This is a genomic window from Flexivirga sp., from assembly GCF_035551235.1.
In the GTDB taxonomy this organism is placed as follows: domain Bacteria; phylum Actinomycetota; class Actinomycetes; order Actinomycetales; family Dermatophilaceae; genus Flexivirga.
In genome coordinates, this window is the sequence record NZ_DASZNO010000026.1 from 35,403 (window position 1) to 58,079 (window position 22,677).

Annotated in this window: 21 protein-coding genes; 7 read left to right on the plus strand and 14 right to left on the minus strand. The window is 67.9% G+C overall.

Annotation, left to right across the window (positions count from 1 at the left end; genetic code table 11):
- Window positions 1-124: 124 nt before the first annotated feature.
- Window positions 125-1,531, plus strand: a complete 1,407-nt coding sequence (locus VG502_RS07885; RefSeq protein ID WP_325549484.1) for an alpha,alpha-trehalose-phosphate synthase (UDP-forming) — start codon at window positions 125-127, stop codon at window positions 1,529-1,531.
- The gene (gene otsB, locus VG502_RS07890) at window positions 1,528-2,310 is read left to right on the plus strand and encodes a trehalose-phosphatase (protein ID WP_325549485.1); all 783 of its coding nucleotides are present in this window, start codon (window positions 1,528-1,530) and stop codon (window positions 2,308-2,310) included. The genes VG502_RS07885 and otsB overlap by 4 nt, the downstream gene beginning before the upstream one ends.
- Here otsB and VG502_RS07895 read toward each other — a convergent pair.
- From VG502_RS07895 to VG502_RS07915, 5 genes are all read right to left on the minus strand, one after another.
- Entirely contained in the window at window positions 2,303-3,316 is a 1,014-nt protein-coding gene (locus tag VG502_RS07895) for a LacI family DNA-binding transcriptional regulator (RefSeq protein ID WP_325549486.1), read from the minus strand. The two genes, otsB and VG502_RS07895, sit on opposite strands and share 8 nt — an antisense overlap.
- A complete protein-coding gene (locus VG502_RS07900; protein ID WP_325549487.1) occupies window positions 3,313-5,175 on the minus strand; it encodes a glycoside hydrolase family 13 protein in 1,863 nt (620 codons plus the stop codon). The genes VG502_RS07895 and VG502_RS07900 overlap by 4 nt, the downstream gene beginning before the upstream one ends.
- Window positions 5,172-6,035, minus strand: a complete 864-nt coding sequence (locus VG502_RS07905) for a sugar ABC transporter permease (RefSeq protein ID WP_325549488.1) — start codon at window positions 6,033-6,035, stop codon at window positions 5,172-5,174. The genes VG502_RS07900 and VG502_RS07905 overlap by 4 nt, the downstream gene beginning before the upstream one ends.
- Window positions 6,032-7,630 (minus strand): ABC transporter permease subunit, encoded by a 1,599-nt coding sequence (locus VG502_RS07910; protein WP_325549489.1) that lies wholly within the window; start codon window positions 7,628-7,630, stop codon window positions 6,032-6,034. Before VG502_RS07910 ends, VG502_RS07905 begins: the two co-directional genes overlap by 4 nt.
- 76 nt (window positions 7,631-7,706) lie before the next feature.
- Window positions 7,707-9,056: a sugar ABC transporter substrate-binding protein gene (locus tag VG502_RS07915; protein WP_325549490.1), complete on the minus strand. Its 1,350-nt coding sequence runs from the start codon at window positions 9,054-9,056 to the stop codon at window positions 7,707-7,709.
- Window positions 9,057-9,343: 287 nt separating this feature from the next.
- Here VG502_RS07915 and VG502_RS07920 point away from each other — a divergent pair, with 287 nt between their 5' ends.
- Together VG502_RS07920 and VG502_RS07925 are read left to right on the plus strand one after the other, a co-directional pair.
- Complete coding sequence (locus tag VG502_RS07920; RefSeq protein WP_325549491.1) at window positions 9,344-10,459, plus strand: ABC transporter ATP-binding protein; 1,116 nt, start codon at window positions 9,344-9,346, stop codon at window positions 10,457-10,459.
- A 130-nt stretch (window positions 10,460-10,589) separates the two neighbouring features.
- Complete coding sequence (locus VG502_RS07925) at window positions 10,590-11,831, plus strand: DUF4032 domain-containing protein (protein WP_325549492.1); 1,242 nt, start codon at window positions 10,590-10,592, stop codon at window positions 11,829-11,831.
- An 81-nt stretch (window positions 11,832-11,912) separates the two neighbouring features.
- Here the strand turns inward: VG502_RS07925 and VG502_RS07930 are convergent, their stop codons facing one another.
- From VG502_RS07930 to VG502_RS07945, 4 genes are all read right to left on the minus strand, one after another.
- The gene (locus VG502_RS07930; RefSeq protein WP_325549493.1) at window positions 11,913-12,443 is read right to left on the minus strand and encodes a TM2 domain-containing protein; all 531 of its coding nucleotides are present in this window, start codon (window positions 12,441-12,443) and stop codon (window positions 11,913-11,915) included.
- 97 nt (window positions 12,444-12,540) lie between these two features.
- A complete protein-coding gene (gene rlmB / locus VG502_RS07935) occupies window positions 12,541-13,497 on the minus strand; it encodes a 23S rRNA (guanosine(2251)-2'-O)-methyltransferase RlmB (protein ID WP_325549494.1) in 957 nt (318 codons plus the stop codon).
- Between the two features lies 1 nt (window position 13,498).
- Entirely contained in the window at window positions 13,499-14,920 is a 1,422-nt protein-coding gene (gene cysS / locus VG502_RS07940; RefSeq protein ID WP_325549495.1) for a cysteine--tRNA ligase, read from the minus strand.
- 42 nt (window positions 14,921-14,962) lie between these two features.
- Complete coding sequence (locus tag VG502_RS07945) at window positions 14,963-15,601, minus strand: MBL fold metallo-hydrolase (protein WP_414655718.1); 639 nt, start codon at window positions 15,599-15,601, stop codon at window positions 14,963-14,965.
- 122 nt (window positions 15,602-15,723) lie between these two features.
- Between VG502_RS07945 and VG502_RS07950 the strand changes: the two genes are divergently transcribed.
- Window positions 15,724-16,617: a hypothetical protein gene (locus VG502_RS07950; RefSeq protein ID WP_325549497.1), complete on the plus strand. Its 894-nt coding sequence runs from the start codon at window positions 15,724-15,726 to the stop codon at window positions 16,615-16,617.
- Between the two features lie 78 nt (window positions 16,618-16,695).
- Window positions 16,696-17,523: a DUF72 domain-containing protein gene (locus tag VG502_RS07955; RefSeq protein WP_325549498.1), complete on the plus strand. Its 828-nt coding sequence runs from the start codon at window positions 16,696-16,698 to the stop codon at window positions 17,521-17,523.
- A 5-nt stretch (window positions 17,524-17,528) separates the two neighbouring features.
- Here VG502_RS07955 and ispF read toward each other — a convergent pair whose 3' ends face one another.
- From ispF to VG502_RS07970, 3 genes are read right to left on the minus strand one after another with little or no spacing between them, the layout of a single operon-like run.
- Window positions 17,529-18,011 (minus strand): 2-C-methyl-D-erythritol 2,4-cyclodiphosphate synthase, encoded by a 483-nt coding sequence (gene ispF, locus VG502_RS07960; protein ID WP_325549499.1) that lies wholly within the window; start codon window positions 18,009-18,011, stop codon window positions 17,529-17,531.
- Window positions 18,008-19,228 carry a 2-C-methyl-D-erythritol 4-phosphate cytidylyltransferase gene (locus tag VG502_RS07965; protein ID WP_325549500.1) on the minus strand — a complete coding sequence of 407 codons (1,221 nt, stop codon included), beginning with the start codon at window positions 19,226-19,228 and terminating at the stop codon, window positions 18,008-18,010. Before VG502_RS07965 ends, ispF begins: the two co-directional genes overlap by 4 nt.
- Window positions 19,229-19,266: 38 nt before the next feature.
- Window positions 19,267-19,749: a CarD family transcriptional regulator gene (locus tag VG502_RS07970; protein ID WP_325549501.1), complete on the minus strand. Its 483-nt coding sequence runs from the start codon at window positions 19,747-19,749 to the stop codon at window positions 19,267-19,269.
- A 211-nt stretch (window positions 19,750-19,960) separates the two neighbouring features.
- Here VG502_RS07970 and VG502_RS07975 point away from each other — a divergent pair, with 211 nt between their 5' ends.
- The gene (locus VG502_RS07975; RefSeq protein ID WP_325549502.1) at window positions 19,961-20,521 is read left to right on the plus strand and encodes a hypothetical protein; all 561 of its coding nucleotides are present in this window, start codon (window positions 19,961-19,963) and stop codon (window positions 20,519-20,521) included.
- A 92-nt stretch (window positions 20,522-20,613) separates the two neighbouring features.
- Here VG502_RS07975 and VG502_RS07980 read toward each other — a convergent pair whose 3' ends face one another.
- Both VG502_RS07980 and VG502_RS07985 read right to left on the minus strand, forming a co-directional pair.
- Entirely contained in the window at window positions 20,614-21,300 is a 687-nt protein-coding gene (locus tag VG502_RS07980) for a response regulator transcription factor (protein ID WP_325549503.1), read from the minus strand.
- Entirely contained in the window at window positions 21,297-22,481 is a 1,185-nt protein-coding gene (locus tag VG502_RS07985; RefSeq protein WP_325549504.1) for a sensor histidine kinase, read from the minus strand. The genes VG502_RS07980 and VG502_RS07985 overlap by 4 nt, the downstream gene beginning before the upstream one ends.
- Window positions 22,482-22,677: the final 196 nt, after the last annotated feature.

Genomic DNA, 22,677 nt, shown 5'->3' on the forward strand with positions numbered 1-22,677 from the left:
AACGGACGCGATGGTCGCCGTTCGAAGCACTGCTCGGGCGGGTAGCAACGTAGCGGCATAGAGTGCGCGGTGACGTCATACGCAGTGCTCGCCGTACCGCAGCTGAAGCAAAGGGGTTGGCCTGTTGTTCAAGGACAAGTTCGATCTGGTGATTGCCGCCAACCGCTTGCCGGTGGACCGCGTCCGGGAGGGCAACCGGTCCGTATGGCGCCGCAGCCCCGGTGGCCTGGTGACCGCGATGGAGTCGGTGATGCGCGGCCGCGACGGTGCCTGGATCGGCTGGTCGGGAGTCCCCGGCAAGGCGCCCGCAGCGTTCGAGCAGGACGACATGTGCTTGCACCCGATCGCGCTCAGCTCCGACGAGGTCACCGATTACTACGAGGGTTTCAGCAACGGGTCGTTGTGGCCGCTCTACCACGACGTGATCGTGCCGCCGACGTTCCGGCGGCGCTGGCAGGCGGCATACGAGAAGGTCAACCGCAGGTTCGCGGAGGCCGCTGCCGACCTCGCGGCCGACAAGGCCACGGTCTGGGTGCACGACTACCAGCTGCAGCAGGTGCCGCAGTTCCTGCGTGAGCTGCGGCCGGATGTGCGCATCGGCTGGTTCAACCACATCCCCTTCCCGCCGGTCGAGCTGTTCATGCAACTGCCCGCCCGCGACTCGCTGCTGCACGGTCTGCTGGGCGCCGATTTCCTTGGTTTCCAACGCCGTACGGACGCACAGAACTTCCTGCGCGCCTGTCGGCAACTGCTCGGTGAGGACGTCGCGGTCCGCGGGGACCTCGTCCAGAACGGCGACGGTCAGGTATGCCGCGCCGCGGCGGTGCCGATCTCCATCGACACCCGCGGGATGGCGGAGCTGGCGTCCACACCGAAGGTGCAGGCGCGGGCAGCCGAGATCCGCGAGCAGCTCGGCAACCCCGAGAAACTGTTGCTCGGCGTCGACCGGCTCGACTACACCAAGGGCATCCGGCACCGGCTGAAGGCACTGGAGGAGATGTACCGCGAGGGCTCGCTGAACAGTGCTTGCACGAAGTTCATCCAGGTGGCGACGCCGAGTCGCGAGCGCCTGGAGGCCTATCAGCACATCAGGAGCGAGGTCGAGCAGACCGTCGGACGGATCAACGGAGAGCACTCCAGCTTCGGTGCTCCCCCGGTCACCTACCTGCACCGGTCGTTCCCCCGCGAGGAGATGGCGGCGATGTTCGTCGCCGCCGACGTCATGCTGGTCACTCCCCTACGGGACGGCATGAACCTCGTGGCCAAGGAGTATGTCGCAGCACATGACGACTCCGGTGCGCTGGTGCTGAGCGAATTCACCGGCGCCGCAACCGAACTCAAGCAGTCCTACTTGTGCAACCCGCACGACATCGCGCGCACCAAGCGGACCATCACCCGTGCACTCGAGGCCCCGGACGAGGAACGCAGGCGGCGCATGCGCGCGATGCGCCGTCAGGTGCTGCGCCATGACGTGCAGCACTGGGCCGAGCGCTTCCTCAGCGATCTCGCGGTCGCACCCAGGCAGCCATGACGCTCGATCCGCAGCTGCAGCAGGCACTTTCGTCATTCACCGCCGCCGGGCCGATCCTGGTCGCCACCGATTTCGACGGCGTGCTGGCACCACTCGTGGCGGACCCGTCCACGTCTCGGCCGGTCGACGGATCGATGGAGCTGTTGCGCGAACTCGCCACGATGCCGGGGGTTTTCGTCGCCATCGTCTCGGGGCGGCACCTGGCGGCCCTGCAGGCGCTGACCGGTGTGACCGTTGACGACGACATCGTGCTGGTGGGCTCGCACGGGGCGGAGCCGGATCGTGAGCTGCCGCTGGACCTCACCTTCGACGACGCTGCGCGGGACCGGCTGGCGCGCGCGACGAGTGCATTGGAGGCCGTCGCGGCCGCGCACCCGCCGACCCGGATCGAGCACAAGCCCGCCGGTGTCGTGCTGCACACCCGGAACGTCGCGGCCGACATCGCGGCCGCCGCGACCCGCGCGGCCCTGGCGATCGACATACCCGGTGTGGACGTGATGGACGGCAAGCAGATCGTCGAGCTGAGTGCGCTGTCGGTCACCAAGGGCAGCGCATTGCTCGCATTGGCAAAGGAGTTCGGGACGCGCGCAAGCCTCTACCTCGGCGACGACGTCACCGATGAGCGCGCCTTCGTGACCCTGGCCGCAGACCCGGGCAATGTCACGATCAAGGTCGGCGCCGGCGACACCGCCGCGACCCACCGGATCGACGCACCGCTCGACGTGCTGCCGGTGCTCGAGACGCTGCGGGCGGTCCGCAGCGCGCTGCGCACTAGCTGAGGCTGCGCTTCGGCGCGCGCCCGGTGGAGCCGCGGACGAGCAACTCCGGCGCGAAGAGCACATCGCCGCTCGGCTGGGGGTGGCCCTTGACCAGCTCCGCGAGTGCATCGGCGGCCGCGGCCGACATGGTTGTCACGTCCTGCCGGACCGTGGTCAGCGGCGGGCCGGTGTATTTCGTGATGTCCGAGCCGTCGTAGCCGATGACCGAGACGTCGGTCGGCACGGTGCGGCCGAGTTGCGTTGCGGCGCGCATCACTCCGAGCGCCATCAGGTCCGACCCGCAGATGATCCCCGTCACCCCCTGCTCGATCAGTGTGCGGCCGGCGAGTTCGCCGCCCTCCACCGTGAACCAGGTCTGCTCGATCAGCGTCTCCATCCCGGCCGCCGCGGTCTGCCGCTCGAACTCCTCGACCTTGCGGAACGACGGGACATACCGGGGCTGCCCGGTGGCCAGCCCGATCCGCTCATGGCCGAGTTGCACGAGGTGGTCGAAGGCGAGTGCCACGGCCGACCGCTCGTCCGTCGACAGGGACGGCGCAGCGATCTCGGGGCGATGCCCGTTGATCAGGACGATCGGCAGGCCCTGTGTCACCAACCCCTGGTAGGCGGACACGTCCGAGCTGCTGTCCGCGTGCTTGCCGCTGACGAAGATGATGCCGCAGACATCGTGCGCGAGCAGCAGGGGCAAGTAGTCCTCCTCGGCAACGCCGCCGGGCGCCTGGGTGCACAGGACAGCAGTGAAACCCTTTGCTGCCAAACGCTGTTGGATCACCTGGGCGAAGAGTGGGAAGACCGGGTTGGTCAGCTCCGGAACGATCAGTCCGACCGGACCGCCACGCATCGCGCTGCGCAGGTGCGGCGGTCGCTCGAAGCCGAGCACATCGATGGACGTCAGCACCGCCGAGCGGGTCTCCTCGGCGACGTTGCTCTTGTTGTTGAGCACGCGCGAGACGGTCGCCTCGCTGACTCCGGCGTGCTCGGCGATACGCGCGAGACGCCCGGTCACCGGCTCACCTGTGCCGTGGGGCTCGACCAGACGGCGTAACCGGGGCCGTCCGCCTGCAGCGTCACCGAGGAGCCGCACGGCTCGATCCGCGCCGCCGACGCGGCCACCAGCCGTCCCTGGTCGAGCGCGGGCAGGTGCACGGCCGGCACGGTCACGGCCTCGTGCGCGGCCCGGGCACAGTGCACCAGCACGACTCCGGACCGGTCCTCTCTCACGAAGGTCAGGCTATCTGTTGTCGCGGACACCCACCGAAGGCCGCCGTACCGCAACGGCTCAAGCTCCCGGCGCGCGGCGATCAGCTCTTGATAGGTCGTGAAAATCGCTGTGTCCCAGCAGTTCTCGTCCCATGGCATCGGCCGTCGCCCGTCCTCGCCGAAGGCGCCCTCCATGCCGATCTCGTCGCCGTAGGTGATCATCGGAATGCCCGGCATCGTCAGCAACAGGGCTGCTGCAACACGGACCATCGCCGGGTCGTCGCCCACCAGGGTGCGGACGCGAGTGGTGTCGTGCGAGCCGGTGAGCGTGAAGCTGTGGACCCGCGAGCGCCACGGGTCCAAGGAGCCGAACTCGTCGATGGTCTCCGCAACGGACTCACCTCCCAGCCGTGGCACGGCCAGCGGCGCACCCAGGAAGTTCGGCGCAAACTCCTTGTCCCGCAACCAGGTCCAGAGCGGGCGGGTGAATCCGGAGTAGTTCATGACGCCGTGCCACCCGGACCCCTGTGCGTCGGCGGAGTGGTCGTGGACGTGCTCGCCGACGAGCAGCTTGTCGGCGTCGAGATCCTCGAGGGTGGCCCGCATGTGATCGGCGACCGCGTGGTTGATGTCCTGCGCGTTGTGGCGCCCTGTCATGTTCGCGACATCGACCCGCCAGCCGTCGAGGGCGTTCGGGCCGGACAGCCAGCGCCGGACCGGCGCGTCGGCACGATCGAAGAGCGCGTCGCGCAACAGCGGCGACGAGTGGTCGAGCTTCGGCAGTGAATGCACGCCGAGCCAGCTGTCGTAATCGCCGTCGTCGTGGAAGAAGTAGAAATCGCGCTCCGGGGCTTCCGCATTCGCGCGTGCGGCCCGGAACCACTCGTGCTCATCACCGGTGTGGTTGGTGGTGAGATCGCCGAGCACGCGCAGCCCGCGCCGGTGCGCCTCGGCGACCAGCCGGTCCAGGGCGTCGTCACCACCGAGCAACGGGTCGACCGCGTCGAAGGTCGCGGCGTCATACCGGTGATTGGAGCGGGCCGGGAAGAACGGCGTCAGGTAGAGCACCGTCGCACCGAGTCGTTGCAGGTGGTCGAGGTGCTCACGGATGCCGTCCAGGTCCCCACCGAAGAGCTGGGTGCTCACCACGGCCGGACTCTCGGTGTCGACGTCGTCGTCCCATGCTGCGGGGGTCGCCCACTCCGGAGCGATCTCCGCGACCGGTGGCGCACCCTTTGCACGGGCGAAGCGGTCCGGGAACACTTGGTAGACAATGGATTCCGTCGCCCACGCCGGCGGCGCCTGGTAGGTGAGAAGCCGAAAATCACTGTGGTCCGGCACATCCCGCCGGTGCAGGCCATCGCCGTTGAGCCAGAGGTATTCGCCGTCGACACCCTGCAGCAGGAAGCGGTATGGCGTGACGGGGTTGTGACAGGTGACCTGCGCCGCCCACCAGTCCTCGACGTCCGTATGGCGCTCCACCGCGGCTGCGGCGAACGTGGGCTCCGCATCCCACAACTGGCGCACATGCACTTCGGCGATCTTCGCCGCGTGCGGCACCCGGACACGCACAGTGACCGTCTCACCGAGCTGTGGCGCCTGGTTGTCGACATACAGCCGGGACCCGTCGTGGTGCGGCCGCGCGAGCCGATCGATCCTGCTCACTTGACCGACCCCTGGGTGAGTCCGCTGACCAGTTGCTTCTGGAAGATCAGGTAGAGCAGCAGCACCGGGAGCGCGGCCAGCAGGCAGCCCGCCGCGAATGCTCCGAAGTGGGACACGCGGTCCGACCCGACCGTCATGTTGTAGAGGCCGACGCCCAGCGTCTGGCTGTCCGGCGAGGTCAGGAAGATGCTCGCCAGCATGAACTCACCGTAGAGGCCGACGAAGCTGAGCATGAAGACCGTCACCAGGATCGGACGGGCCAGCGGCAACAGCACGGTGAAGAAGATGCGCGCGTGCGACGCACCGTCGATGCGCGCCGCCTCGTCGAGCTCGACCGGCACCGTGTCGAAGTACCCCTTCAGCAGCCACACGTTCGCGCCCATCGCGCCACCCATGTACGCCAGGATGAGGCCCCACGAGGTGTTCAGCCCGACGCCCGGCAGCACATCGCCGATGTTGCCGAACATGATGTAGAGGCCGACGAAGGCGAGCAGCACCGGGAACATCTGCAGCAGCAACAGCGCCAGCAGTCCGACCCTGCGGCCGCTGAACCGCAGCCGCGAGAAGGCGTATGCCGCACACGCTCCGATCAGCAGGGCCGCCACCGAGCCGACCACTGCGATGAGCAGCGAGTTCTTGTACCACGCGCCATACGGCCGCGCCGGATCGTGGAAGAGCGTGTGGAAGTTGCCGGTCGAGAAGCCGGTCGGCAGCAGGGACGCCGTGGACAACGTACCGGAGGGGTTGAACGCCGCCGAGATCACGAATACCACTGGGAACAAGGCGAATACGACCATGACGACAGCGACCAGGTGCCGCCACCAGAGTCCGCCAGCAAGGTTGCGCCGGATTGCGCTCATCGGTTGATCTCCTCCAGTTTCCGGCTCCGCAGGAAGCCGGGAAAGCTCATCAGTCCGACGATGACGAAGATGATGACGGCCACCGCCGAGGCCAGTCCGTAGTTGGGATTGGTGCCGCCCAGTGCCAGGCGGAAGGCGTAGGAGATCAGCAGATCGGTGGAACCCGCCTGGCTGTCGGCCCCCGAGAACGGTCCGCCCTGGGTGAGCAGTTGCACCAGCCCGAAGTTGTTGAAGTTGTAGGCGAACGACGCGATCAGCAACGGCCCCACCGCCACGAGCAGCAGTGGCAGTTTGATCGACCGCAGCGTGCGCAGTGGACCGGCACCGTCGATCTTGGCTGCCTCGACCACGTCATCCGGCAGCGACTGCAGCGCACCCGTGCAGACGATGAACATGTAGGGGAAGCCGAGCCACAGGTTGGTGATCAGGATGGCCGCGCGGGCGGCCCAGGCGTTGCCGAACCAGTCGACATTCAGGTGGAGCAGGTTGTTGATCAGGCCGAACTCCTGGTTGAACATCGACATCCAGACCAGCGCGGACACGAAGACCGGCAGCGCGTAGGGCACGATCAGCAGTGCCCGGTAGACACCCCGGCCGCGCATCCGCTGGTCGTTCAGCATCAGCGCGAGCAACAGGCCGAGCACGAAGGTCGTGAGGACCGACAGCGCCGCGAAGCAGACGTTCCAGACGAAGATGTGCAGGAAACCGGACCGGTAGCTGGGGTTGGTGAAGATCGTCGTGAAGTTCGCGAAGCCGACGTTCTCCTTCCAACCAACCGGAAGCGCCTGTCCCTGGCCGCTTTTCGGCACCCAGCGCGCATCCTGTGCGACATACACCTGCTTGGTCCGGGCGTCCGTGACGATGTCGGCCTTCTTGTCCCAGACGAGTGTCGGCCGGCCCTCGAACGCCTCGGCGAAACCGCTCGCCTTGATCCCGCCACGGTTCTTGGTCGGCACGGCGAAGTTCGCGAGGTCCTTGCGCTTGTTCGCCTGCAGGAGGTTGAGCGTCGTGTAACCCGGCGCCACCGTCACCCGCCCGGCGGAGAGCCGCATGCCGGTGAGCGGCTGCAGGCCGGTGGAACTGCCGACATACGCCTTGCCCGAGCTGCTGGCGAGCAGGAAGAACAACTTTCCGGTGACCGGGCTCGTCCCGTCCTTGACGGCAACCGTCAGCCCGTATGTCGGAGAGCCCGGGACCTGCTCGACCGAGTAGGCGATGTCCTGTGCAGTGGCCTGCTCCTTGGAGACCAGGTGGCCCTGGCCGTAGTTGGTGAACGCGGTGGCCGCGGTGTAGACGATCGGCCAGACCTGCAGCGCGGCCAGGAAGAGCACGCCGAAGAAGAGGTACTTGGCCGGCACCGCACGACGCGTGCCGTAGATGAGCAGGCCGAGCATCGCGACGAACCCCGTCGCGACGACCGCCATGGTGTCGCCGGCGTCCGCGAGCTTGGTGGCCACGTAGGCCGCCGTCAGCAAGCCGCCCGCTATGAGCACCCAGCGGACGACGGTCCCAGCGACCGGGCGCTTGGCGACGCGGGGCATCGCGGTCGGCGACGTCCGCCGGTCCTCGGCCCGGTCCATTTCCTGCGTTGGCACATCGATCTCCTGGCTGCGCGATGGGATCGGACCCGGCGGTCGGCACTGTCGCCCACCGGGTCCGAGTCCGGAACCGTCAGTTGCTCTTCTTGATGGCGGTCGCGATCGCGCCCTGCGCCGAGACGAGGGCGGGCCGTGGCTGGCTCTTGCCGGACACGACATTCGCCAGCGCCTGGCCGAGCGGCTTCCAGACGGCGTTCATCGCCGGGATGTTCGGCATCAACTTGCCGCCTTCGCCCGCGGCCGCCCACTTCTTCACGTCGGGGTCCGTCGCGGCGACCGCGTTGTAGGCCGTGGTCAGGGCAGGCGGACGCTGCCCGACGTGGAACAACGTCTCCTGCGCCGACTTGCTGGTGAGGAAGCTGGTCACGAAGGTCTGCGCAACGGTCGCATTCTTGGCCTTGCTCGACACGAAGAACATCTGGACGCCGAGGAAGGGCTTCATCGGACCGCAGCCGCTGATCGACGGCAGCGGGGAGATGTCGTACTTGATGCCGGCCTTCTTGATCGCCGGGATCGACCACGGTCCGGTGATCTCGAACGCCGTCTTCTTGGTGGTGAAGATGGAGTCGATGTTGGTGCCGTCGATGTTCGTCGTGAGCGCGCCCAGCTTGCCCAGCTTGGCCATCTCGGTGGCGCCCTTGATGCTGCCGGGGCTGGAGACGAGCAGCTTGTTCGGGTCGTAGTCGCCGTTGGCCTTGGTGCCGAAGATGCCACCCGCACAGGCCGTCAGGTAGGGGTTGGCGTTGTAGGCGTCGCCCTGCTTCCCGACCGCGTCGGCCAACAGGTTGGTGACCTTGCCCTGCGACTTCAGCTTCTTGCTCGTCGCGATGAGCTCGTCCATGGTCTTGGGAGCAGTCGGGGCGAGCGCCGTATTGCGCACCAGCGCAAGGTTTTCCACGCCATACGGCACGGCATACGACTGGTTGTTGTACTTCGTCGCGGCGATCGCCTGCTTGTTGAAACCGGCCACCGCCGACGCCGACAGGTGCACCGGAGCGATGGCGCCGTTGGCGACCAGCTCACCGGTCCAGTCGTTCGCGCCGACGATGATGTCCGGCGCCTGACCCGCCTTGAACGCGGTCTCGTACTGGTCGCGCACGTTGGTCGCGATCTGCACCGCGACCTTCACCCCGTTGGCCTTGCCGAACTGGCCGGCGAGCTTGGTCACGTATGGCGCGGACGTCGCGTCCGCCCAGATCACCAGGTCGGCGGTCTTGTCACGCGACGGGTTCTTCGTGCTGACCGCGGCCGGCGCGGCGGCCGCGGATGACTTGCCGCTCTTGGCGGCGGCCGAGGAGCTGGCACCTGCTCCCGCGGCCGAGCTCTTCCCGGACGAGCCGTTCGTGGACGACCCGCCGCCGCATCCGGCGAGGGTGACAGCTGTCGCGCTGGCAAGGGCAACGGCCAGGGTGCGCTTGATCATGGGTACTCCTTGGGCGAATGTGACGTGCGTCATACAACGACGCCGCACCTTACGCCCCCTTGCAGCTTTCGTGCAAGATCTTGCAATCCCCTTGCAGGAAATCTGCAGCCCGGGGGCACACCGGTCCCGCCCGTATGACGAACTCCCTCGGCAACTCCGCGCCCGCGCCCGCCGCGGCCCGGTTAGAGTGTGCTTGGCGTCACACCCGTGTAGTGCGGGACAGGCGTCGCATCCCATTCACAACGGATCGTCCGGCACGTTCCTGCCGGTGAAGGAGTTGCATCACCATGGCCACAGTCACGTATGACAGCGCCAGCCGCGTTTATCCCGGAGCCGACACCGCATCGGTGGACAAGCTCAACATCGACATCGAGGACGGCGAGTTCCTCGTCCTCGTCGGTCCCTCGGGTTCCGGGAAGTCCACCGCGCTGCGCATGCTCGCGGGCCTCGAGGAAGTCAACGAGGGCCGCATCCTGATCGGTGACCGCGACGTCACCAACCTGTCCCCCAAGGACCGCGACGTCGCGATGGTCTTCCAGAACTACGCGCTCTACCCGCACATGTCGGTCGCCGACAACATGGGCTTCGCCCTGAAGATCGCGGGTGTCGCCAAGACCGAGATCCGCAGTCGCGTCGAGGAGGCGGCCAAGATCCTCGACCTGGAGGCCTACCTGGACCGCAAGCCGAAGGCGTTGTCCGGTGGTCAGCGGCAGCGTGTCGCCATGGGTCGCGCGATCGTCCGCTCCCCGCAGGTCTTCCTGATGGACGAGCCGCTGTCCAACCTGGACGCCAAGCTGCGCGTGCAGACCCGCACCCAGATCGCTTCTCTGCAAAGGCGATTGGGCGTCACGACGGTCTACGTCACCCACGACCAGGTCGAGGCGATGACGATGGGCGACCGCGTCGCGGTCCTGAAGGACGGCCTCCTGCAGCAGCTGGACACCCCGCGCCGGATGTACGACCACCCCAACAACGTCTTCGTCGCCGGCTTCATCGGCTCGCCGGCGATGAACCTGCTCGAGGTGCCCGTCACCGACGCCGGCGTCAAGCTCGGCTCGTTGGTCCACCCGGTCGACCGCGCCAAGCTGGCGAAGGCCGAGACCACCATCACCGTCGGCATCCGCCCCGAGGACCTCGTGCCCACCACCGAGGGCGGTATCCCGGTCGAGGTCGACGTCGTGGAGGAACTCGGCGCCGACGCCTACATCTACGGTCGCACCACGATCGGCGAGCAGCCCGGTGAGAAGCAGCTCGGCGGACGCGACGACGAGAAGCAGATCGTCGCCCGTGTCGATGGTCGTCAGGTGCCCGACAAGGGTCAGACGATCTACTTCGCGCCCAAGGGCGACGGCGAACACCTGCACCTCTTCCACCCGCAGACGGGCGAACGCATCGAGTCCTGAAACATGCGGGTTGAGTAGGGCGAGGTACGAGCCCGTATCGAAACCCGTTCGAGGGGCGGCATACACCCACTGCGGTGTATGCCGCCTTTCGCGTTCCCACGTACCCGTGAGTGAAGGGCACAATGGGGGCGTGGCACTCGACATGACCACGGCCCGTCCCTGGCCGGCGCTCCTGGATCTCCCATGGCGGCAACCGCTGGAGGAGTGGCCGGAGGACCGACTCGCGGCGTTACCGCGCGGCATCTCCCGGCACGTCGTGCGCTTCGTGCGCGTCGAGGGCCGGGTCATCGCGGTCAAGGAGATCAAGGCCGACATCGCGGCGCGCGAATACAACATGCTGCGGATGCTGCGGCGGCTCGGCCAGCCCGTGGTCGAACCTGTCGGCGTGGTCAGGGGCCGGCTCACCAGGAGCGGCGAGCCGCTCGATGCGTGCCTGCTCACCCGGCACCTGCAGTTCTCGCTGCCCTACCGCGCGATGCTGAGCCAGAGCCTGCGGCCCGAGACCGCCACGCGGCTGATCGACGCGCTGGCAGTGCTGCTCGTGCGCCTGCATCTGATCGGCTTCTGGTGGGGTGACGTCTCCCTGTCCAACACGCTCTTCAAGCGCAGCGCGGGCGAGTTCGCGGCATACCTGGTGGATGCCGAGACCGGCGAGCTGCACGACCAGCTGACCAACGGCCAACGCGAGCACGACCTGGACATCGCGCGCGTCAACATCGCCGGCGAGCTGATGGACCTACAGGCCGGGGGTTTCCTCAGCGAGGACTACGACCCGATCGAGATCTCCGACCGCATCATCGAGCGCTACGGGATCCTCTGGCGCGAACTGACCGCTGTCGAGCGTTTCGACGTCGGCGAGCGCTGGCGGGTCGACGAGCGGATCCGGAAGCTCAACTCACTCGGCTTCGATGTCGGCGAGCTCGACATCACCACCGACTTCGACGGCGCCACGATCCAGATCCAGCCGAAAATCGTTGATGCGGGCCATCATTCACGCCGGCTGCTCCGGCTGACCGGGCTGGATGTCGAGGACAACCAGGCACGCCGGCTGCTCAACGACCTGGATTCCTTCCGGGCGTCCAACGAACGCCAGAACGACGACGAGGAGCAGGTCGCGCACGACTGGCTGATGCAGATCTACGAGCCCGTCACCCGCACCGCTCCCCCGGAGATGCGCCGGAAGATCGAGCCGGCCGAGCTGTTCCACGAGGTGCTGGAGCACCGGTGGTACATGTCCGAAGCCGCGCACCGGGACTTCCCGATCGAGGACGCCGTCCGCGACTACATCGCCACGGTGCTCCCGGGCAAGCCCGACGACAGCACCGTCGTCGGCGTCGACACCGAGGAGATGCCGGTCCGCGCCGACCGTTGAGAGATTCCGGTAGCGGAGCTCTCGGGGTCCCCGCGAAGTATTTCGGAGGAGCCAGCGGGGGAGAAAACTTCGTGGGGTGAGCTATGCCAGCGGCTTGCCCTCGGAGTCGTTGATCTTGCGCATCAGCAGCATGATGAAGTCGATCAGCGACCAGATGCCACACGCACCCAGCGTCACGAGCTTGAGGATGCCGAGGCCGATCTGGCCGAGGTAGAACCGGTCGACACCGAGGCCACCGAGGAAGAACGACAAGAGCACCGCGGTCATCCAGTCCTTGCTGGAGAAGACACCGGGCAACTGCTTCGCCTGCAGCACCGCCCCGGTGCTGGCATCACGAATCGGGGTCTCGCCCTTGACCGCACCGGCCGCCGCCATCTGCGCCAGCTGCGAGTAGGGCACCGGGCCCTGCTCCTGACCCATGTTCAGGATGAAGAAGGTCGGCTCACCACCGGCCGCGGCATACTGCGGCTGACCGTAGGCGGGCTGGCCATAGGCCTGCTGGCCGTAACCCTCCTGCGGCGGCTGCGTGCCGTACTGCGGTTCGGAGGACTGTTCACCGGACGACTCACCGCTGCCGGGGTAGCCGCCGGAGTTGCCGTTGTAATTGCTCATTGCCTGCTCTCGATCGTCGCGATGTACCCGAATCGCTACATCGGACCACGCGAACGGACCTGTGGTTCCATTCCACGAGCAGTATTTGAGCCGGCCGTCAGGCCTGCGCGCGCAGCCGGGCCACTTCGTAGAGCGTGACGGACGCGGCGATGCCGGCGTTCAGCGACTCGACCGCCGAGCTCATCGGCACCGACACGATCTGGTCGCAGGTCTCGCTCACGAGACGGGACAGCCCCTTGCCCTCGGAGCCGACGACGATGACCAGCGGTTCGGTCGCCAGCGCCAGGCCGGGCAGCTCGACGTCTCCGTCCATGTCGAGACCGATGACGAAGAAGCCGGCCTTGCGGAAGTCGTTCAGGGTCCGAGTGAGGTTGCCGGCCAACGCAACCGGCACCCGTGCCGCCGCACCGGCGGAGGTCTTCCAGGCGGCGGCCGTCATACCTGCCGACCGCCGTTCGGGAACGATCACACCGTGCCCGCCGAAGGCCGCCACCGAGCGCAGGATCGCACCCAGGTTGCGCGGGTCGGTGATGCCGTCGAGGGCGACGACGAGCTGGGTGCCGGGCGCCTCGGGGTTGAGCAGGTCGTCCGGGTGCGCATAGTCGTATGGCGGGACCTGCAGCGCCAGCCCCTGGTGCGGGGTGCCGTCGGCCATCCGGTCCAGCTCGGGCCGCTGCGCCTCCATGATCGGGATCACCTCGTCGGCGGCGATCTTCAGCGACTCCTTGACGCGGTCGTCGGAGTCGATCCGGCCGGCGACATACAGGGCGGTTGCGGGTATGCCGACGCGCAGCGCCTCCAGGACGGAGTTGCGGCCGACGATGAGCTCGCCCGACGCCTTGGTGGAGCGTTGCGGGCGCCTGGCGCCCGAGGGCTTGCCACCCTCCGACTTCTGAGCCGCCTTGTAGGCCTTGTGATTCGGACGGTCGCCCGCTTTGGGCGTCGGGCCCTTGCCCTCCAGTGAGCGCCGCTTGTGGCCGCCGGTCCCGACCTGCGGGCCCTTGCGCGAGTTGCCCTTGCGGACCGCTCCGCGGCGGCTTGAATTTCCAGGCACGTCAATCGTCCTTCGTCGGTTTGCCGGTGACGGTCCATCGAGCACCGTCCGGCCCGTCCTCCACCGCGATGCCCGCGGTGGTCAGCTGGTCGCGGATCTGGTCCGCGGTCGCGAAATCGCGCTCCTTGCGAGCACGTGCTCGTGCGTCGATGAGTGCCTCCACCAGCGCGTCGAGCGCCTCAGAGGTGGCGCTGTCGCTGCCGGAATTCCACTGTGGTGCAAGCGGATTGACGCCCAGCACCTCGGTCATCGCCACGACCTGGCCGGCGAGCTCGGCGGCTCGGTCGTTGTCGCCGTCGTCGAGGGCGATGTTGCCCTCGCGGATCAGGTCGAAGACCACCGCGAGCGCGCCCGAGACGTTGAGGTCGTCGTCCATCGCTTCCGCGAACGCAGCCGGTATGGCGCCGGCCTCCGCCACGCCGTTCGGCAACGCGCGGTCGAGGAAGCCCTCGATCCGGTCGACCGCGGCTGCGGCCTCGGTCAGCGAACCGGGCTGGTACTCGATCGTCGAGCGGTAGTGCACGGCGCTCAGGTAATAGCGCAGCACCAGCGGCCGCACGGTCTTGGTCAGCTCGAGCACCGCGAGGCTGTTGCCGAGCGACTTGCTCATCTTCTCGCCGGCGATGGTGACCCAGCCGTTGTGCATCCAGTAGCGGGCGAAACCCAGTCCCGCAGCACGGGATTGGGCTTGTTCGTTCTCGTGGTGCGGGAAGCGCAGGTCGATGCCGCCACCATGTATGTCGAAGGTGTCACCCAGCCAGCGGCGCACCATCGCCGAGCACTCCAGGTGCCAGCCCGGACGCCCGTCGCCCCAGGGCGTCGGCCAGGACGCGGTCGCCGGCTCGCCGGCCTTGGTGCCCTTCCAGAGTGCGAAGTCGCGCGGGTCCCGCTTGCCGCGCGGGTCGGCATCTGCGGCGGGCTCCATGTCATCGAGCTTCTGGCGGGTCAGCCGGCCGTAGTCCGGCCAGGACTTGACGTCGAAGTAGACGTCGCCGGAGCCGTCCTCCGCCGGGTAGGCGTGGCCCTTGTCGATGAGCATGCGGACCAGGTCGACCATGTCCGTCACGTGCCCGGTGGCGCGCGGCTCGTAGCTCGGGCGCAGCACACCGAGCAGGTCGAGTGCGTCGTTGGTGGTGCGCTCGAAGTCGTAGGACCACTGGTTCCAGGGGACGTCGGCCTCGGCGGATTTGGCCAGGATCTTGTCGTCGATGTCCGTCACGTTGCGCACGAGCGTCACGTCATACCCGTGGCCGGTGGTGAGCCAGCGGCGCAGGATGTCGAAGGCGACGGCGAAACGCACGTGGCCGATGTGCGGAGCCCCCTGCGTGGTGAGCCCACAGATGTAGATGCCGACATGTCCCTCGCGCAGCGGCTCGAAGGGCCGCTGGGTCCCGGTGGCGGTGTCGAAGATCTGCAAAGTCACCCGCCGAGTTTAACGGCCCGCGAGCGCTGCCCCGGCCACCCGCTATTCCCCGCGGTCGATCCACTCCTGCAGGTGCGGTGCCTCCGCCCCGATCGACGTGTCGTCGCCGTGGCCGGTGTGCACGACGGTCTCCGGTGGCAGCGTGAGCAACTTGTCGCGGATCGAGTCGATGATGGTGCCGAAGTCGCTGAACGAGCGCCCGGTCGCTCCCGGGCCGCCCTGGAAGAGGGTGTCACCGCTGAAGAGGACGTGTTGGCCGTCGAGCAGGAAGCAGCACGCACCCGGCGAATGTCCCGGCGTGTGAACAACCTTCAGCTCGGCCCCGCCCACCGCGATCGACTGTCCGTCGGTGAGCGCACCGTCCGGCGGCACGTTGATCTTGCGGTCCCAGAGCATCCGGTCCGCGTCGTGGATCAGCACCGGTGTGCCCTCGTGCAGCGCGACCAGGTCGCGCACCGCGTCGATGTGATCGTCATGTCCGTGGGTGCACAGGATGTGCGTGAGCCGCCGGTCACCGATCGCTTCGTTGATCGCCGTCGCGTCGTGGGCCGCGTCGATCACGACGCACTCGGTGTCGTCGCCGATCACCCAGACGTTGTTGTCGACGTCCCAGGTGCCACCGTCCAGGCTGAACGTGCCCGAGGTGACCACCTTGTCGATTCGTATGCCGCTCACCGGGATTCCTCTCGTTTCGACGTTCCGACCACCCTAACGACGAATCGCCCACGGAACCTGCACCGCCCGCTCAGCGTCGACAAAGCACCGTGCCACGGCAGACCCGCAACTCCCAGAAGGAAATGACGATGACCGGCCTGACCAGACGTACCCTGCTCGGCGGCGGCCTCGGTGCAGCTGCAGCGACCACTGCATCCGCGCTGACCGCGCAGCCGTCGTTCGCGGCGACGCACCCGGCGAAGTACTCCGAGTACTACCGCTACTTCGATGTCGGGCCCCGGGGCTTCCCGATGCACGACACGCATTGGGCCGCGCAGGGCCTGACCAACTGGGGACGCGACCTGCTGATCATCAGCTACTACGACTCGCGATACGAGGGCGACGACTGGAAGAAGCGGGCCAACAGCCGGATCGTGATCCTGCACCGCACGACGCTCCGGCCGATCAAGACGCTGATCCTCAACACCCAGCGGCACATCGGCGGGATCGCGACGACGGACCGTTTCTTCTGGGTGGCGACGGACGGCGTGTTGTTCCGTTACCCGATCTCTCGGCTCAGCAAGCCGAGCGGCACGCTGATCCATGCCGACCACATCGCCGACATCAAGAGCAAGGCGTCCTACGCGTTCGGCCAGGGCGAGAACGTCTGGGTCGGCACCTGCGACAGGGACCACCGCTCGACGATGTACCGCTACTCGGTCGCGCGCAGCGGCGCGCTGACCCGCCGTGAAGCGGTGACCACACCGTCGAAGGTCCAGGGCGTCGCGGTCGTCGGCAACCGGATCGTCTGGTCGACGTCCTGGGGCACCGCGGACAGTCATCTGGTCGTCTGGCCGCGTCATACGCCGTACGACGGGGACACGCGCATCGGCAACTGGATCACCTGCCCGCCACGCTCCGAGGGTCTCGCCTACGCCAACGGGCGCCTGCACCTCATCTACGAGTCGAGCGCGCTGCGTTTCCGCGCGACGACACCGCACGTCATACGCAGCGTCCATCACGGCGCCATGCCGTCACTCTGATCGGTCCAGAGGTCGCCCGAGCCCCGGCGGGCATCCGTATTCGCGGGTGCCCGCCGCTCACCTGCGTACGTTGGTGGGATGAGTTCGTTCTTCGTGGGCACCTCGGGGTGGAGCTATCCCACTTGGCGCGGCGACTTCTATCCGCCGGGTCTGGTGCACCGCCGCGAGCTCGAATACCTCTCGCACCGCACGACATCCGCCGAGATCAACGGCTCGTTCTACTCGCTGCAACGCCCCAGCTCGTATGCCGCCTGGCGCGACCAGACACCGGACGACTTCGTCTTCGCGGTCAAGGGCGGGCGCTTCATCACCCACCTCAAGCGGCTGCACGATGTCGGCCCGGCGCTGGCCAATTTCTTCGCGTCCGGCGTCCTCGCGCTGCCGCCGCAACTCGGCCCGATCCTGTGGCAGCTCCCGGCCCGCCAGCCGTATGACGCAGACCTGCTGGAGGCGTTCTTCAGCTTGCTGCCGCGGGACACCACCCAGGCGGAGCGACTCGCGCAGCAGCATGACGACAAGATCAAGGAGTCGCGCACGCTGACACGCGCCACGTCATACACACCCCTGCGACACGCCCTCGAGCCGCGGCACGACAGCTTCCTCGAGCCCGAGGCGGCGGACCTGCTGCGGCGGCACGACATTGCGATGGTGCTCTCCGACAGCGCCGGCCGTTGGCCGGTCATCGACCGCGACACGGCCGGCTTCCGGTATGTCCGGTTGCACGGCGACACCGAGCTCTACACCAGCGGCTACTCGCCCGAAGCTCTCGACCGGTGGACGGCACGCTGCCGGACATGGTCGGCAGCGGGACAGGACGTGTACGTCTACTTCGACAACGACGCCAAGGGTTACGCGCCGCACGACGCCGTCGGCCTACTGGCTCGACTGACCGAGAGCGCGCACTGACCCGGCTACTCCGCAGGTATGACGAGGGCCGTGGCGATCGCCGCGACGCCCTCGCCGCGACCGGTGAGGCCGAGTCCCTCGGTGGTGGTGCCGGCCACTGACACCGGCACTCCGCCCAGGGCGTCGGACAAAGCCGCTTGAGCCTCGCTGCGGCGCTTGCCGATCTTCGGGCGGTTGGCGATCACCTGGACGGCGACGTTGCCTATCCGGAAACCGTTGTCCGCCAGGATCTTCCGCGCCTCCCCCAGCAGACGCGCCCCGGACGCACCGGCCAGCTCGGGACGGTCGACGCCGAAATGCGCACCGAGGTCACCGATGCCCGCAGCCGAGAAGAGCGCATCGCACATCGCATGCGCCGCGACGTCGCCGTCGCTGTGCCCCTCGACGCCACGCTCACCCGGCCACTCCAGCCCGGCGAGCCACAACGACCGGTCATCGTCGGCATAGCCATGGACGTCGACACCGATCCCGGTGCGCGGCAACATCATTCGTGACTCCTCATCCAGTCGATCACGGTGTCGGCAAGGTCGTCCGGGCTGCTCGTGGCGGTGTCGAGCCGCAGGTCCGGCGACCACGGATGGTATTCGCGGTCGAGGACCTGGTGCCAGGTCGGCACGGTCAGGCCCGGTATGTCGGACTCCCGCTCACCGACGCGTGCCTCGTGCACCGCGGCATCGGAGCAGGTGAGCTCGATCTCGACGACCCGTGCGTCGTGCTGTATGGCGACCTGACGCCACCAGTCGCGGGTCTCCGGCAGCGGGTTGACGGTGTCGGCGACGACGGACAGGCCGAGCGCGAGCTGATCCGCGGCGAGGCGGAACGCCACGGCATACCCCTCCGGGCCGGTGATCCGATCGGCCATTCCGCTGTGCACCAGCGTCGCCTCGATCGTGTCGACTCTTATGTGTGCCAGTGGAATTCGGCGTGCGAGCGCACGCGCGAGGGTGGTCTTGCCGACACCGGGCAGGCCGCCGAGGACGACGAGCGCGGGGGTAGCGGGTTTCGATACGCGAGGTGCCAGCAGGCGCTCTGCGGCTTCGATGTCGGGCGGCAGGGTGATCTTCATCGCGAGCGGGTCGCCGTCGATCACCTGCACCGTCCCGCCGGCCCGCTCGATGAGCATCGCGTCATCGGTCGCCGCGCCGCCGCGCGCGTGGGCGGCCTCCAGCGCCGCGCGCTGGAATCCTTGTGGTGTCTGCACCGCGCGCAGCGTCGAGCGGTCGGGTGTCTGCACGACGGCACCGGCGGCGTCGACCTGCTTGATCGTGTCGGTGACCGGCAGACCGGGCACCACGGCGTCGGCACCGCGCGCGACGGCCTCGGCGACCGCATCGAAGAGCGACGGCGGAGCCAGCGCGCGTGCGGCGTCGTGCACCAGCACGATGTCGACGTCGTCCGGCAGGGCGGCCAGACCCGCCGCGACGGAGTCGGTGCGCTCCGCGCCCCCTGGTATGACGCGCACGCCCGGTAACAGCGCCTCGAACTCTGCCAGGTGAGTGCGCGGCGCGACCACGACGATCGCCGGCGGTCCGGTCTCGATACGGGCTCCCCCGCTCCGCTCCTCCGCCCTACTCGACCCGCAGGATTGACGAGCCGCATCAACGGCGTGCTCCACCAGGGTGCGACCGCCGACGCGGACGAGGGCCTTCGGCATACCGGCGCGCAGGCGCACACCCATCCCGGCAGCGACGACGACAACGCCCACGACGAATTCGTCGTGGGCGTTGTCGGTGGTTGTCGGGCTCAGGAGGCGAGCACCTCGTCGAGGGTGGCCTCGGCCTTGTCCTCGTTGGTGTGCTCGGCAAGTGCCAACTCGGACACCAGGATCTGGCGGGCCTTGGCCAGCATGCGCTTCTCGCCGGCGGACAGGCCGCGGTCCTGGTCACGGCGCCACAGGTCACGCACGACCTCCGCCACCTTGATCACGTCACCGGACGCGAGCTTCTCCAGGTTTGCCTTGTAGCGACGCGACCAGTTGGTCGGCTCCTCCGTGTGCTCGGCGCGCAGCACCTCGAACACGCGGTCGAGGCCTTCCTTGCTGACGACGTCGCGCACGCCCACCAGGTCGCAGTTTTCGGCCGGGACCTCGATCTTCAGGTCACCCTGCGCAACCTTGAGAACGAGGTACTGCTTGTCCTCTCCCTTGATCTTGCGAACATTGATCTCTTCGATGAGAGCCGCTCCGTGATGCGGGTAAACGACCGTCTCGCCGACCTTGAAAACCATGTGTTGTTTTCCCCTTTCGCGACCTCCAGAATATCACGAGTTGCGCGGGTCACATAAACGTTTCCGCAGGTCAGCGGCCTTCCACCGCCCCCACACAGCACCTTGACAACCCGCATCGAGCGTGCTCCGCGCGCGCGACCTGTAATGGAGTGACCACCGGGAGGCCCTGCCCGGTCGAAACCGCCGGCGCCGGACCGCTAGGCTTCCGCGTGTGACGCGACGACTGCCTTCCCACCTGAATTCGGTGTCTCGGCCGGCCCTCGGGGCAGTGACCCTTGCGGCGGCCGCGACGACGCTGAGCGGCTGCATGTACCTCTCACCGGCTCAGACGACCAAGAGTTACGAGGCGGCCGACGGGACCAGCGCGACGATGGGCTCCCTGCAACTGCAGAACGTCCTGATCGTCACCGGCGCCAAGGGCGACCCCGGCGAGCTGCACGGTGTGGCCGTCAACAACGGCCAGTCGCCGATCAAGCTCACCGTCACCGCCGGCAAGAAGGCGACCACGATCACCGTCCCCGCCACCACCGCGGTCCGGCTCGACGGCAAGAAGTCCGCCGGCAGCAAGGCGATCGTGTCGCCGGTGTCGGTGCCCTCGGTCGCCGCCCAGCCGGGTTCCTCGCAGAAGGTCACGTTCGCGACCGCGAAGTCGGGCGCCACGGATCTCCAGGTCCCGGTGATGCTCGACCAGTACCCCTACGGTTCGGCCTCGCCGGACCACCCGACGTTCACCCCGCCCCCAAACACCCAGGTCGAGGAACCGCCGGCCTGATCCGGCGCCGCCCCATCTTTCCCGGGCGGCCCCGACAGCCGAAAGGCCGCTGACGGCATACCCGTCAGCGGCCTTCGCACGTTGTTGCCCGGTCAGGCCGTGTCGAACTTGTAGCCCAGCCCGCGCACCGTCTGGATGTGCTGCGGGTTGCCCGGGTCGGTCTCGATCTTGGCGCGCAACCGTTTGATGTGCACGTCCAGCGTCTTGGTGTCGCCGACGTAGTCGCTGCCCCAGATGCGGTCGATCAACTGCGACCGGGTGAGCACTCGACCGGTGTTGCGCAGCAACAGCTCGAGCAGCTCGAATTCCTTGAGCGGCAACGAGATCGAGTCACCCGCGACCACGACTGTATGGCGCTCGACGTCCATCCGGACCGGCCCACCCTCCAGCGTCGCCGGCAGCAACTCGTCCGAGGCGTCCTGGCCGCGTCGCAGCACCGCCTTGAGCCGCGCGAGCAGCTCCCGGGAGGAGTACGGCTTGGTGATGTAGTCGTCGGCGCCGAGCTCGAGCCCGACGACCTTGTCGACCTCGTCGTCCTTGGCCGTGAGCATGATGACCGGCACGTTGGACTTCTGCCGCAGCACGCGGCATACATCCACGCCGGACATGCCCGGGAGCATGAGGTCCAGCAGCACCAGGTCGGCGCCGCTGCGGTCGAACTCCAGGAGCGCGTCGGGGCCGGTCTCGGCCAGCGCGACTTCGTAACCCTCCTTCCCGAGCAGGTAGGTGAGCGGGTCGGAGATGGACACTTCGTCCTCGACCACGAGGATGCGCGTCATGTGCTGACCTTCCGTGTTGTTCCAGGTATGACGGGGTTGTCCGGCGACTCGGGACGAGCCGCCGGGAGCCGGACGGTGAAGGTCGAGCCCTGGCCCGGTTCGGACCAGACGGTGACCTCGCCGCCGTGGTTCGCGGTGACGTGTTTGACGATCGCCAGGCCGAGCCCGGTGCCGCCGGTACGCCGTGAGCGGGCCGCGTCGACCCGGTAGAAACGCTCGAAGATACGGTCCAGCTCGGCGGGCGGTATGCCGCTGCCCTGGTCCTTGACCACCACCGCCACGAATTCGGTGCCCGGCTGGACGGTCACGCTGACGCGGGTGTCGGCGTCGGAGTAGTTGACGGCGTTCTCCACGAGGTTGCGCAGCGCGGTGGTGATCAGGTTGGAGTCGCCATACACCTCGGCCGGGACGGTCGGGGCGCCGAGCGCGGTCGAGATGCTGATGCCCTTGTCGGCGGCCAGTAGCTGGACGTGGCCGACGGCCTCCTTGGCGCAGGACCGCACGTCGACCAGGACCGGTTCGTCCAGCGCGTCGTCGCCCTGCAACCGGGACAGATCGACGATCTCCTGCACCAGGCGCGCGAGCCGGGTCGTCTCGATCTGCATCCGAGACGCGAAACGATGCACCGCCTCGCTGTCGTCGCGGGCCTCGTCCATCGCTTCGGCCAGCAGCGTCAGCCCGCTGACCGGGGTCTTCAGCTCGTGCGAGACGTTGACCACGAAGTCACGCCGAATCTCCTCCACGCGGCGCGACTGGGTGCGGTCCTCGATGAGCAGCAGGACGTGCTGGGCGCGTAACCGGGCAGCCCGGACCTCGAGCCTGAGCAGCGCGCTGCCGAGCGGGCCGCGGGCGACCTCGAGTTCGACCTCCCGGTTCTCGCCGTCGCGCCGCACCTCGCGCACCAGGTCGAGCAGCCGGGCGTGGGACAGCTCGGTGTGGCGCACCAGTCCGAGGGCACCGGCACTGGGGCTGGACCGCACGACCTTGTCGGACGCGTTCAGCACGATGATCACCGAGCTCAACGCGTCGAGCACATCGCTGGCCGCGGGCGCGAGCGGGGACACCGGGCGATCCGGCGTTGCGCCGGATGCCGCCGCCGTGCGCGTTCCCCGGGCACGCAGCAGCCAGCCGACGACGATGCCGACGACCAATGCCACCACCGCTGCCAAAACTGCGACCATCAGGGGACTTTCTTCCGAACCAGCCTCACGGCGACCAATGTACGCACCCGCGACACCCGGTTTTCACCTCAGCGGCACCGTATGCCGGGAGTGTGCCGAGCGTTCACTTTCGAGTCCCGTGGTGTTCACCGATCCCTGCCAGGGTCCACGATGGATGGACGTACCGTGCGAGCGTCGGACGTATGACGCGCCGTGC